9 protein-coding genes are annotated in these 13,120 nt (G+C 69.6%); 4 read left to right on the forward strand and 5 right to left on the reverse strand.

Annotation, left to right across the window (positions count from 1 at the left end; genetic code table 11):
- Positions 1–534: 534 nt before the first annotated feature.
- The 3 genes from FXO19_RS18710 to FXO19_RS19480 form a co-directional block, all read right to left on the reverse strand.
- Positions 535–3,429, reverse strand: coding sequence for a TonB-dependent receptor (locus tag FXO19_RS18710; RefSeq protein WP_149196637.1), 2,895 nt, complete (start codon positions 3,427–3,429; stop codon positions 535–537).
- Between the two features lie 152 nt (positions 3,430–3,581).
- Positions 3,582–4,781 (reverse strand): MFS transporter, encoded by a 1,200-nt coding sequence (locus tag FXO19_RS19475; RefSeq protein WP_223115547.1) that lies wholly within the window; start codon positions 4,779–4,781, stop codon positions 3,582–3,584.
- Entirely contained in the window at positions 4,778–5,566 is a 789-nt protein-coding gene (locus FXO19_RS19480; RefSeq protein ID WP_149196638.1) for a sulfite exporter TauE/SafE family protein, read from the reverse strand. The genes FXO19_RS19475 and FXO19_RS19480 overlap by 4 nt, the downstream gene beginning before the upstream one ends.
- A gap of 225 nt (positions 5,567–5,791) precedes the next feature.
- On the opposite strand from FXO19_RS19480, the gene FXO19_RS18725 reads away from it, so the two are divergent.
- Positions 5,792–7,723: a lytic transglycosylase domain-containing protein gene (locus FXO19_RS18725; protein WP_149196639.1), complete on the forward strand. Its 1,932-nt coding sequence runs from the start codon at positions 5,792–5,794 to the stop codon at positions 7,721–7,723.
- A 175-nt stretch (positions 7,724–7,898) separates the two neighbouring features.
- Positions 7,899–9,158 (forward strand): multifunctional CCA addition/repair protein, encoded by a 1,260-nt coding sequence (locus tag FXO19_RS18730; protein ID WP_149196645.1) that lies wholly within the window; start codon positions 7,899–7,901, stop codon positions 9,156–9,158.
- 58 nt (positions 9,159–9,216) lie between these two features.
- Here FXO19_RS18730 and FXO19_RS18735 read toward each other — a convergent pair whose 3' ends face one another.
- Entirely contained in the window at positions 9,217–10,086 is an 870-nt protein-coding gene (locus tag FXO19_RS18735; protein ID WP_149196640.1) for a LysR substrate-binding domain-containing protein, read from the reverse strand.
- A 155-nt stretch (positions 10,087–10,241) separates the two neighbouring features.
- On the opposite strand from FXO19_RS18735, the gene bla (FXO19_RS18740) reads away from it, so the two are divergent.
- Together bla (FXO19_RS18740) and bla (FXO19_RS18745) are read left to right on the forward strand one after the other, a co-directional pair.
- Entirely contained in the window at positions 10,242–11,087 is an 846-nt protein-coding gene (gene bla / locus FXO19_RS18740) for a subclass B3 metallo-beta-lactamase (RefSeq protein ID WP_425481497.1), read from the forward strand.
- A gap of 101 nt (positions 11,088–11,188) precedes the next feature.
- Positions 11,189–12,082 (forward strand): class A beta-lactamase, encoded by an 894-nt coding sequence (bla, locus tag FXO19_RS18745; protein ID WP_149196642.1) that lies wholly within the window; start codon positions 11,189–11,191, stop codon positions 12,080–12,082.
- Between the two features lie 149 nt (positions 12,083–12,231).
- On the opposite strand, the gene FXO19_RS18750 is transcribed toward bla (FXO19_RS18745), so the two are convergent.
- Positions 12,232–13,059, reverse strand: coding sequence for a DUF72 domain-containing protein (locus FXO19_RS18750; protein ID WP_149196643.1), 828 nt, complete (start codon positions 13,057–13,059; stop codon positions 12,232–12,234).
- Positions 13,060–13,120 lie beyond the last annotated feature (61 nt).

Here is a 13,120-nt window from a genome sequence, read left to right on the forward strand (position 1 = left end):
CCGCCATCCTTCTGCACGGCACCCCCCTGATGCCAGAGCGCCGTCCTTTTGGCGCTGAGGGATCATACCTATCTGGAAGGCCGTGTAAAGCCCTTCTGATCGAGCGTGTGCCCGGCTGGCCAGACGCCCTCGAGCTCCTTGTCCATCACCCCAGTCGGTGGGCACGAGGACGCGCTGGCGCGACACTGCGGTCGCACACCCCCATTCAGCTCAACCTGCCCATTCAGAGCGCCACGCCGGAGAGAATTGACTGCCGAGTCGAAAGCGGCATATCACGCACGGATACCCGCCGTTCTCAGCGTTACGGCAGCGTGCCCGGCATTCCAAACTGGTCTCAGAAGGTCTGCATCATGCCTAAGAAACTTAAGTAGTGCGCACGTTACGAACTCCTACGAGGTACGCCCCATCGCCGTTCGGTAGAACCGAGTTGCTTGCTTGCCAAGCTCGGGAGTCAGGAGCAGCGGAGCAAGCTCCGCTCCGCGGACGGAGGAGGCACGGCAAGCGACGGCAATCACCCGCCGCCACGCGACCAGATCAGAACCGCAGGTCCGCGCGCAGGTACCAGAAACGGCCCCCGGGGATGTCATAGGTCGAGGCGTCGTAGCCGTTGAGCGAACACGACAGGCAATATGGCGGATCCTTGTCGAATACGTTATTGACGCCGGCGGTCAGCTCCATGCCGCGCATCCAATCGAAGCGATAGCCCAGCTGCATGTCGTGATACGTGGTGGCATCGAGGGTGTTGGTGCCACTGGCCTGATCGCTGCAAACCGGGAAGGCGACGGCGTCGCCGCAGTCTTCGGTGAGCTCCGAAATATGGCGCACCACCCATGCGGCGCGCCAGCCGCCGAGCTCCCAGTCCAGGGTCGCGGTGGAGGTCCACTCGGGGATCGCGCTGTCTTCCACCTCGACCCCGGGTTCGCGTGGCTGCCGCTGGCCGGCGCTGCCGACGGCTTCGTAACGACCGACGAAGCTGTTCTGCCAGCCGAACTTGAACTGTCCGGCGTCGCCGGCCGGAAGCGTCCAATACAGGTCGACGTCCCAGCCATCGGTCTTGATGTAGCCCAGATTTGTGAGGCGGTTGTTGAAGGCGTTGATGTCGCCGGTCGAAGCGCGGCCGATGCCGTCGCAGTAGAGCGGATCGAGCGTTTGCACGCATTGATCCAGTTGCGCCTGCGCGCTGAGCGCCTGGATCGGACCGTCAATGGTGTGGCGATAGAAGGTGACCTCAAAGTCCAACCGCTCCGACCAGCTGGCGCCGCTGGCGAACCAGGGGCTCCAGACGAAGCCGGTGGTGAAGCTGCGCGCGCGCTCAGGATCGAGTTCGCTGTTGCCGCCGGTAGTGATCGAGATCTGGGGGTTGGGCTGGGCATAGCCCGCCGGCACGCCCAACGTGCGGCAGTTCGCCTCGAGCGAAGGATCGAGCAGCGGCTCCGAACATGGATCGCGCAAGGTGGCGTCGAAGCGGCTGTCGGAACCGAATAGCTCGCCGATCGACGGCGCGCGGAAGCCTTCCGCGTAGGTCGCGCGCATCAGGAAGTCGTCCGTCACCTGCCAGCGCAGGCCGTACTTGGGCGTGAACTCGCCGCCGAACGTCGAATAGTCGGAATAGCGACCGGCCAGGCTGAGGTCGAGCTTCTTGCCTAGCGGCGAGTCGGCGAAGATCGGCACGCTCAACTCCACGAAGACCTCGTTGACGTCGTACTCGCCCGAGGTCGGCAGCGACGGCACGCCGTTGTAATGGCCACGCACGGTCAGCGGATCGGGTTGGTACCTGCCCTCGTACTTGCGGTACTCGTAACCGGTGGCGAAGGCGACGTAGCCGGCGTCGCCCGGCATCGGGAACAGGTCGCCGGACAGGTTGGCGGAGAACAGGCTCAGCTCGTTCTCGCTCTCGTCGCGCACCACCGGCTGGATCCAGGCCAGCATCTCCGGCGTGAGGGTACCGGGCCCACCAAAGATGTTCATCGGCACGCAGCCGGCAACCGCCGCGCACTCGGCTGGATCGCCCAACGCCAGGGCGATGTTGAAGATGTTGTAGCTGCCGTAGTTGGTCTGCTCGGCCTTGTTCTTGCTGTAGGCAGCGTTGACGTCCCAGAACCAAAGCGTGTTGCCGATGTCGAAGCTGCCGACCAGGCCGGTATTGAAGTAGGTGGTGTCGACCTCTTGCTCGAACACGCGTGGGCCACCCTCCACAGGGCGGCGGGTAACCAGGAGAAGGTTGTCGCCGGAGACCAGATCGAATCCGAAGGGATTGTAGGGATTGAGCGCGGAAATCGTGATCTCATCGGCGAGCGGGTTGCCGGTGCCAGCGCTGGGGCCGAGGAAAATCGGCTCGGGCGCCGCCTGGTTGGCGGACTCGCGGCGGTTGTACAGCGCCTTGGCATACCACTGCAGGTTGGGGCTGATGTCGAAGCGGAACTGGCCGAACACGCCGGTGCGTTCGGATGGCGTCATCAGCAGGTTGTACTCGGCGAAGTTGAACAGGTTGTCCGGGCCAAACGCGATGAAGTCCTCGGGATAATCCACGCCATTCGGAAAACTGCTGCCGTTCGGCGTGGTGATGTCGCACAGGTTAATCGGCGGGGTAGCTGGATCATTATCGTGATCGACCAGCGGGCAGCTCGGATCCAGGAAGCGGAAACGCCCGTTCGGCGTTCCGGAACTGCCGAACGCCACCCCCGTCCCTGGCACCGGGAACCGCGACTGCTCGCGGTCCTTGGCGTAGATCGTGCCCTGGTCGGTATGGCTGATCCCCAGGAACAGGTTGCTGCGCTCGGTGGTGCGGCCCCAGGCGAAGTCGACGCCCTTGATGCTGCCGTCGCCCTCGCCGAACTCGCCGTAGTTGAGCGTGACCTGGCCGCCGTCGAAGTCGCGGCGGGTGATGATGTTGACCACGCCGGCGATGGCGTCGGAGCCGTACAGCGACGAGGCGCCGTCCTCCAGCACCTCGATGCGCTCGACGATCGCCAGCGGGATGGTGTTGAGGTCGGTCGAGGCGCCCACGCCGGAGGCCGAGGCCTCGTTGACCCAGCGGATGCCGTCGACCAGCACCAGCACGCGCTTGGACCCCAGATGCCGCAGGTCGACCTGCGCCGAGCCGGCGCCGACGCCGCCGCCGTCGGGCGGGAAGCCGAAATTGCCGGAGGAGTTGAACTTGGTGTTGAGCGCCGAACCCGAACCGGTCAGCTGCTGCACCACGTCGCCGATCGAGGTCAGGCCACTGCGCTCGATGTCCTCGCGGCTGACGACGTGTACCGGCACCTGGCCTTCGATCTCGGCGCGCTTGATGCGGGTGCCGGTGACCTGGACGGCGTCCAGGGTGCGGGTCTGGTCCTCGTTGTCCTGGGCGGACACCACGGCGGGAACGGCGAGCAGCAGGGACAGCTGGACCGCGAGGGCCAGTCGGCAAGGGCGGGGCGACGTCATCGAGGTCTCCTGGGAGTGGACGGCCGCCGATGCCCCCTGTCCATGCGGCGGTGACCCTGTTGTAAACAATCTGTAAAAACAGAACTGTGAAGGCGTTCACCAAAATCGCGGGCTTGCACCCCTTTCCGCGAGTCGGGTCTCGCCCGCGAACGCTACCGAAGAGCGGAACGGCGCGGCGCCAGCGCCAGCATCGCGGCGATGCCCAGCACCGGTCCCGGCAGCAGCACCAGGAACACCCAGCGCCAGCTGCCCATCGCCGCCGCCAGCAGCGGCACGATCCAGATCGTCGCCACCGTCAGCAGGAAGCCCAGCCCCAGCTGCAGGGTGAGCGCGGTGCCGACGGTGTGCGGATCGCCGTGTTCGGTGACCAACGCCGAAAACTGCGCCGAATCGGCGATCACGCTGATCCCCCAGATCATGCCGATGGCCAGGAACAGCCACAGCGGCGCGACATGGGCCCAGCCGGCGGCGACGCAGCAGGCACCGGAGATCGCCATGGCCGCGGCCGCGGTCCTGGCGCGGCCGGCACGATCGGCGATCGCGCCGGCAAGCACGCAGCCGAAGCAACCGGCCGCGATCACCACGAACGTCAGCAGCGAGGCGCGAACGGCATCGCCGGCGATCGCCGCGGCCGACAGCGCGAACGTGGAAAACCACGCCCACATCGCGTACAGCTCCCACATGTGGCCGAAGTAGCCGAGCGATGCCAGCACCACGCCACGGTTGCGCAGGATCGCGCCGATGTCGCCGAACCGGAACGTGGCGCGCGGGAACGGATACGGCCCCTCGCGCACGCCGGCGGCGACCACGCCCGCGCCGGCCAGTGTCGCCGCCGTGGTCCAAGCGATCACCGCCTGCCAGCGCGCACCGCCGAGCGCATTGATCAGATGCGGCAGCGCCGAACCGACCGTGATCGCGCCGATCAGCGCGCCCAGCGCAAGCCCGCGCCCGCGCACGAACCAGGTCGCGATCAGCTTCATCGCCGGCGGATACACCGCCGCCAGGCAGGCGCCGGTCGCCATCCGCGCCAGCAGCAGTTGCGCCGGCGACTGCGCCGCCAGCACCGCCGCGTTGGCCAGCGCCGCGCCGACGGCAGCGGCCACGATCAGGCGCCGCGCGGGTATGCGGTCGGCCAGTCCCAGCAGGGCCGAGCCGAACGCGCCGGCGACGAAGCCCAGCTGCACCGCGATCGTCAGCCACGCGGCGACCGAATCACCGAAATTCCATTGCGCCCGCAACTGCACCACCACCGCGGTGGCCGAGAACCACGGCGACATCGCCAGTACCAGCGCCAGCGACATCAGCAGCAACGCCTGGCGGCGGCCGGGCGCCGAGTCCACGATGGCGCTCACCACAGCAGCAGGCTCGTGCCCACCAGCATCATGAATGCCGCGAACACGCGCCTGAGGGCGGCGCCGCTGATCGCATGCGCCAGCCGGGTGCCCAGCGGCGCGGACAGCACCGAGGCGATCGCCACCCCGATCGCCGCCGGCAGGTAGACATAGCCGATCGCATGTTCCGGCAGCGCGCCGGCCGGCGCCTGCAGCGCATAGCCCGCCGCCGCCGCGATGCCGATGAAGATCCCGCAGGCCGACGACGTACCGACCGCACGCACCGGCGCCACTCCCAGCCACACCAGCAGCGGCACGGTCATGCTGCCGCCGCCGATCCCGACCACCGCCGACACCGCGCCGATGCCGCCGCCGGCCGCGGTGATGCCGGCGCCGCGCGGCACCACGTCGGCGCCGGTGCCGGTGCGCGTACGCGAGAACGCCATCTGCGCACCCACCAGGAAGCAGTAGATCGCCACGCACCACTTCAACACCTCGCCGTCGAGGGTGATCGCGAAGCGGCTGCCGAGCCAGCCGCCGATCAGCACGCCCGGCACCATCCACGCCACCGTCGGCCACAGCACGCCGCCGCGGCGATGGTGCGCGAGTGCCGACGAGGCCGCAGTCAGCACGATGCTGGCCATCGAGCTGGCCAGCGCCGCGTGCATCGCCGCCTCCTTCGGCAGTCCGTACAGCGGCAGCAGCCATGCCAGCGCGGCCACCAGCACCAGTCCGCCGCCGATGCCGAGCAGCCCGGCGAGGATCCCGGCGATGGCGCCGAGCACGAGGAAGGTGAGCAGGAGCATGCGCTGTCCGGATCTGCGGCCGTGAAAGCGAACTATGCCATTGCGTCGGCGCGGCGCGGCCGCACCGGGAGAGAGCGGCGGCATTGGCGCGCGTCAGGCGATGGCGATGGCTGGGATCGCGAGCGATGGTGGACGGGTACGCGACGGACGGACGCGCGCGTAGGGCGCTTCATGTTCGCTCCGCTATAGTCGGACGCATCGCACATGCCGTGACGCGCCTCCGCAATGAAGCTCCTGTTCGCCGCAACCCTGGCTTTCGCCGTCGTCTCTACCGCCGCCCACGCGCAGAGCGATGACCTGCAGCTGCGACAGGCACTGGAGGCCACCGCGCGCGGACAGCCGGTGCCCGCGCACATGGCTTCGCATCCCGCCTACGGCTGGATCGAGTACGCCGGCCTGCGCCGCAACATCGACACGCTGCCCGCGGCGCAGGCGCAGGCATTCCTGTCGCGCTATCAGGGCCAGGCGGTGGCCGAAGCATTCCGCGAGGACTGGCTGCGCGCCTTGTACAAGCGCCAGGACTGGGCCGGCATCCGTACCGCCTGGTTGCCGTCGATCGGCAACACCGCGCTGCGCTGCATCGAGCTGGAAGCACGCCAGCGCAGCGGCGCGGCCGATGCGCAGTGGGATCGAGACGTACAGGAGATCTGGCGCAGCAGCGGCAACTCGCTGCCCGACGACTGCGACGCGCCGTTCGCGGCCCTGGCCGCGCGCGGTGGACTGACGCCGGAGTTGCGCTGGGAGCGGATCGAACTGGCCGCGGAGGAATGGAACGCCGCGGTGATGCGCAGCGCCGCCAGCGGCCTGCCCGACGACCAGCGCGCGCTGGCCGACGACTACGCCGCCTTCCTGCAGTCGCCCCACGAGCGCGCGCTGGCCTGGCCGAAGACGCCGCGCAGCCGCTTGATCGCCTCCCACGGTCTGGCGAAGCTGGCCAAGGACGACCCCGCCGCGGGCGAGGCGCAACTGCCGCGCTACGCCGCCGCGTTCGACTTCACCGAGGAGGACCGCGGCCGCGTGCTCTACCAGGCCGCGCTGTGGACGGTGGCCTCGTACCTGCCCGACTCCGCACGACGATTGAACCTGGTGCCGGACGCGGCCTACGACGAGCGCCTGCACGAGTGGCGCACGCGCGAGGCGCTGTCGCGTTCCGACTGGCGCGCCGCGCTCGACGCGATCGGGAAGATGGATGACGCGCAACGCAACGACGCGCGCTGGACCTACTTCGCCGCGCGCCTCAACGCGCTGCTCGGCGATCGCGCTCGGGCGCAGGCGCTGTACGCGCAGGCCGCGCGCGAGCCGAACTTCCACGGCTTCCTGGCCGCCGACCGCATCGACCAGCCTTACGCGTTGTGCCCATGGTCGATCGATGCCGATGCCTCGGCGCGCGCCAGGGTCGCCAACACGCCGGCGATGATCCGATCCATGGCCTTGTTCCGTGCCGATTATCCCGGCTGGGCCACGCGCGAGTGGAACGCGGCGCTGGAAGGGTTCGACGACACCCAACGGCGTATCGCGGTACAGGTGGCGCAAGACAACGGCTGGTTCGACCGCGCCCTGTTCGGCCTGGGCCGGCAACCGGAAGAGACGCGGCTGTACGCACTGCGTTTTCCGCTGCATCACGATGCGGTGATCCGCACCGAGGCAGAGAAGCACGCGCTCGATCCGGCCTGGATCGCCGCCGAGATCCGTGCCGAGAGCGTCTTCAACCCGCGGGCCCGCTCCTCCGCCGACGCGCGCGGTCTGATGCAGGTGCTGCCGGCCACCGGCGCCGCGGTCGCGCGCCGCATCGGCCTGTCCTGGCGCGGCGGCGACAGCCTGTACGACCCGGCCACCAACATCCGCCTGGGCACCGCCTACCTGCGCGAGATGAAGGAGAAGTACGGGCAGCCGTACATCGCCATCGCCGCCTACAACGCCGGCCCCACGCCGACCGCGCGCTGGCAGTCGCAGCGGCCGGTGATGGACCCTGATTTCTGGATCGAAACGATCAGTTACAAGGAAACTCGCGAGTACGTCGCCCGCGTGCTCGCCTTCAGCGTGATCTACGACTGGCGCCTGCATGGCGCAGCGGTGCCGGTGAGCGACCGCATGCAGGGCCGCACGGGCACGCCGCGCAAGCCATTCGTCTGCCCGGCGGACAATCCTGCACCGTAGGAGCGCGCCATGCGCGCGATGCCGCGGGCGCTTCGCCACCCGCAAATTCCGATGACTGGCGCGCCTGCCGGTCCAGGATCGAGGCATCCACCGGATCCTGCCGGCACCCCCGGCATCGCGCGCACGGCGCGCTCCTACGAGAGTGGTGCCGCGTGAATCGGGCATCATGTCCGCCATGAAGACCTATCTCGTCGGCGGCGCGGTACGCGATCGGCTGCTGGGCCTGCCGCCCGGCGATCGCGATCATGTCGTCGTCGGCGAAACCACCGAATCGATGCGCGCCACCGGCTTCCGCCCGGTCGGCCGCGACTTCCCGGTGTTCCTGCACCCTGACAGCGGCGAGGAATACGCGCTCGCCCGCACCGAGCGCAAGTCCGGGCGCGGTTACCGCGGCTTCGAGGTGCATGCCCATCCGTCGGTGACGCTGGAGCAGGATCTCGAGCGCCGCGACTTCACCATCAACGCGATTGCCGAGGACGTCGACGGCACGCTGGTCGATCCGTTCGGCGGCGCGCGCGACCTCGAGGCGCGGGTGCTGCGCCATGTCGGTCCCGCCTTCGTCGAGGATCCGCTGCGGGTGTTGCGTGCGGCGCGCTTCATGGCGCGCTTCGCCGGCCTGGGCTTCGCCGTCGCGCCGGAGACGCTGGCCCTGATGCGCGAGATGGCCGCCGGCGGCGAACTCGCCGAACTGGTGCCCGAGCGCGTCTGGCAGGAACTGTCACGCGCGCTGGCGGCGCCGACGCCGTCGGCGTTCCTGCGCACCCTGCGCGATACCGGCGCGCTGGTCGCGGTGCTGCCGGAGGTCGACGCGCTCTACGGCGTGCCGCAGCGCGCCGAATATCACCCCGAGGTCGACACCGGGATCCACATCGAACTGGTCTGCGACATGGCGGCGCGGCTCGCCCCGGGCGACGCCGTCGTCGGCTTCGCCGCGCTCACCCATGACCTCGGCAAGGCGCTGACGCCGGCGGACGAGTGGCCGAAGCACATTGCCCACGAGCGCCACGGCCTGAAGCCGCTCGCCGCCCTGTGCGCGCGGCTGAAGGTGCCCGGCGCCCACCGCGAACTGGCAATGATCGCCTGCCGCGAACACCTCAACGTCCACCGCCTCGACCAGCTGCGCGACAGCACCGTGCACGACCTGCTGGCGCGCTGCGATGCCTTCCGCCGACCCGAGCGCATCGCCCCGCTCGCGCTGGTCTGCGAGGCCGACAAGCGCGGCCGCCTGGGCCGCGCGGACGACGACTATCCGCAGGGGCGCGAGCTGCAACGCCTGCACACGGCGGCGGCGGCAATCTCGGTGCGCGATCTCGACGTCGAAGGACTCGCCGGCCCCGCCATCGGCGAGGCGCTGCGCAAGGCCCGCATCGCCGCGATCGCAAAGGCACGAAGCGCCGCGAGTGAAACCGACGACGCGCATTTCGACGTCTCCTGAATATCTCGGCCGGTTCTGCGGAGTAACCCCGGCAAAGCCGGGGTTTGCTTGCAAAGATTCAAGCCACTGCCTCGTCCGCGATCCACTCCCGGAACGCCCGCATCGCCGCCGTCTCGGTGCGCGAGCGCAGCCGGGTGAGCCAGTAGGCGCCGGCGTCCACGGCGATGTCGAACAGCCGCACCAGGCGTTCGGCGGCCAGGTCCTGCCCAAACATGGGCAGCGGCAGCAGCGCAACGCCGGCGCCGGAAGCGGCGGCGCTGGCGATGGCCAGCGAGGAGTCGAACACCGGGCCGCGCGCGGGTGGCGCCGGTAGCCTGGCGGCCGCGAACCAGCGCGCCCACTCGTCCGGACGGTAGGAACGCAGCAGCGCTACCCCGGCGAGGTCGCGCGGCCGTTCGATCCGCCGCGCCAACGCGGGCGCGCACATCGGCACCAGGGGCGCATCGCAGATGCGCGCGGCGTCGAGCCCCTGCCAGGCGCCGTCGCCGAAGCGGATCGCCAGGTCCAGGCCCTCGCCTGCCTGATCGATGCGGTTGTTGTGGGTGAGCAGGCGCAGGTCCACGCCCGGGTGCGCGACGGTGAAGCCGTCCAGCCGTGGCAACAACCAGCCGGTGGCGAAGGTGGCCACCGCGCTGACGATGAGTGCTTCGCGCAGCTGCCCGCCCTCGAAACGGCCGAGCACGGCGCCGATGCGGTCGAAGGCGTCGTTGATCACCGGGAACAGCGCCGCGCCCTCGTCGGTCAGCGCCACCCCGCGCGGCAGCCGCCGGAACAGGGCGAAGCCCAGGCGAGCCTCCAGCCCCTTGATCCGGTGGCTGAGCGCGGCCTGGGTGACGCACAGCTCCAGCGCCGCACGGGTGAAGTTGAGGTGGCGGGCGGCCGCCTCGAAGGCGCGCAGGCCATTGAGCGGCAGGTTGGGACGATCCATGGAGCCATCAATTCAGTTCATGACTCCGATGAGATAACGTCGCTTGTCGCCCGCGGTCAAGCTTTCGAGAATCCTTGCACCTGGCAGACCGCCAGGATCGACGAGACCGGAGCAAAACGATGGGAATGAACGCCAGGGCCGCCGTCGCGGCAGTCATGATCTGCGCGAGCGCCTGCACGGCTGACGCGCAGGATGCCGCGCCGCTGCCTCAGCTGCAGGCCTACGAGGTACCCGCCGCCTGGCGCCAGCCGGTGGCGCCGTTGCGCATCGCCGAGCGCACCTGGCAGATCGGCACCGCCGGCCTGAGCGCGATCCTGCTACAAGGCAGCGAAGGCGCCATTCTCATCGATGGCGGCATGCCGCAGGCCGCCGACCACCTGCTCGCCAACCTGAGGGCGCTGGGCCTGGCGCCCTCGGACCTGAAGCTGATCCTGCACAGCCACGCGCACGCCGACCACGTCGGGCCGCTCGCCGCGCTCCGGCGCGCGACCGGTGCGCGCGTGCTGAGCAATGCCGAGTCCGCCTGGCTGCTGGCGCAGGGCGGCGCCGACGACATCCACTTCGGCGACGGCCTGCTGTATCCGCCCGTCCACGCCGACCGGCTGCTGCACGACGGCGAGCGCGTGGTCCTCGGCGACCTGCGGCTGCGCGTGCATTTCACGCCGGGCCACACGCCCGGCAGCATGACTTGGACCTGGGACGACCGCCGCGACGACCGGACGCTGCGCATCGTCTATGCCGACAGCCTAAGCGCGCCCGACTATCGCCTGCTCGACAATCCCCGCTACCCGCGCATCGTCGACGACTACCGCGCCGCGTTCGCCACGGTGCGCGCCCTGCCCTGCGACCTGCTGCTGACGCCGCACCCCGACGCCAGCGGCTGGCACTTCGGTGACGCGGCGACACAACCCGAACCGGTCGACTGCCGCGCGTACGCCGATGCGGCCGAGGCCCGGCTGGACGCGCAACTGTCCGCCGAGCGCGGCAAGACCGGGCGCTGACCCGCATCGCGGCGCACGGATCTTCGTCGGCATAAGCATCGGCAACACGACCCCCCGGCCGCCTGTCACCAAAGCTTCCGAATCCACACACGAGAACCGACATGATCGACAGACGCGGATTCCTGCGCGCCACCGGCGGCGCGATCGCGCTCGCGAGCCTGGGCAAGGCGGTGGCCATGGACGCACCCGGACTCCCAGGGCTGGCACCGGCGCTCGCCGAACTGGAACGCGACAGTGGTGGCCGGCTGGGCGTCGCGGTCCTGGACAGCGGCTCCGGGCAGCAGGCTGGCCGGCACGCGGACGAGCGCTTCCCGATGTGCAGCACATTCAAATTCCTATTGGCTGCCGCCGTGCTGCAACAGGTCGACCGTGGCCGCGAACGCCTGGACCGGAACGTGCCCATCGCCGAATCCGACCTGGTCCCGCATTCGCCGCAGACCGAAAAGCACGTCGGCGCGGAGGGCATGCGCGTGGGCGACCTGTGCCGGGCCACCATGATCCGGAGCGACAACGCCGCCGCCAACCTGCTGTTGCGGACCCTGGGCGGGCCGGCCGGACTGACCCGGTTCGTGCGCGAGCTCGGCGATCCGCATACCCGGCTGGACCGGTGGGAGCCCGAACTCAACAGTGCCGTTCCCGGCGATCCGCGCGATACCACCACGCCTGCGGCCATGGCGCGCAACCTGCAGCGCCTGCTGCTGGGCGACGTCCTGCACGACGCCTCCCGTGCGCTGCTCACCGGCTGGCTGGTCGACAACCGCACCGGCGATGCGCGCCTGCGCGCGGGCCTGCCGAAGCGCTGGCGTGTGGGCGACAAGACCGGCACCAGCATCAATGCCGACGACCTCGGCACCGCCAACGACATCGCCATCGTCTGGCCGCCCGGCCGCTCGCCGCTGCTGATTACCTGCTACCTCACCGGGGCAGCGCCGGATATCGGTGCGATGGATGCCGTGCATACGGCAATCGCGCGCGCGGTGGCGGCGACCTACTGATCGGCGACTACGCCCTGACCTCGACCCCGGACATCACGCTGTCGTGGGAGCGACGGAAGTCACGACTCGGCACTCTGCGGCGTCACAGCCCCCGGCGGTGACATGTCACCGCCACTCCCACAGTGACCGATGGCGCACCGATGCGGCGGCTACAACCGCGCCTGCAGTGCCATCGCCGCGGCCGGATTGCGCGCCTTGGCGGCACCGATGAAATAGACGAAGACCTCGCGCCGCCGTGCCGGCGCGCGGTTCGTGTCCACGGTCGGCAGATCCTCCGGCGCCTCGCCGGCCGCCCAGGCGCGGGCCCGGCGCGCCCAGGCATCGAGTTCATCGTCGGGATAGCCGCTGGCGACGTCGTCGCGGCTGCGCATCAGCCGTGCGTAGACGAAATCGCCGGTGAGGTCGGCGAAGGAGGGATAGTCAGGAGAGTCGGTGAACACCGTCGGGAGGCGATGGTCGCGGGCCAGCGCGAGATACGCCGCGCACGCGAAACTGGCATGGCGCACTTCCAGCACATGCCGCAACGGCACACCGTCGAGTTCGCGCGGCAGCAGGTCGAGGAAGGCGGCGAAGTCGTCGTGCTCGAAGGTGCGGCGTGGATTGAACTGCCACAGGATCGGGCCGAGGCGGTCGCCGAGCTCGGACAGGCCGCCGGACACGAAGCCTTCGACCGTCCTGCCGACGCCGGCGAGCCGCTTCGCCTCGGTGCAGTAACGCGGCGCCTTGAGCGAGAACATGAAGCCATCCGGAGTTTCGGAACGCCAGCGTGCATAGGTAGCGGGTTTCTGCGCGCCGTACCAGGTGCCGTTGACCTCGATCGCGGCGAGGCGGCGGCTGGCGTATTCCAGTTCGCGCTTCTGCGCCAGGCCGGCCGGATAGAAGTTGTCGCGCCAGGGCGCGAAGGTCCAGCCGCCGATGCCGGTGCGGATGCCGTGCCGGTCGGCCGGCGGCGCGGTGAACAGATCGGGGCCGGTCATGGGAGTCGGGAATCGGGAATCGGGAATCGGGAATCGGGAATCGGGAATCGGGAATCGGGAA

The sequence above is a fragment of the Luteimonas suaedae genome (assembly GCF_008312895.1).
GTDB lineage: Bacteria > Pseudomonadota > Gammaproteobacteria > Xanthomonadales > Xanthomonadaceae > Luteimonas > Luteimonas suaedae.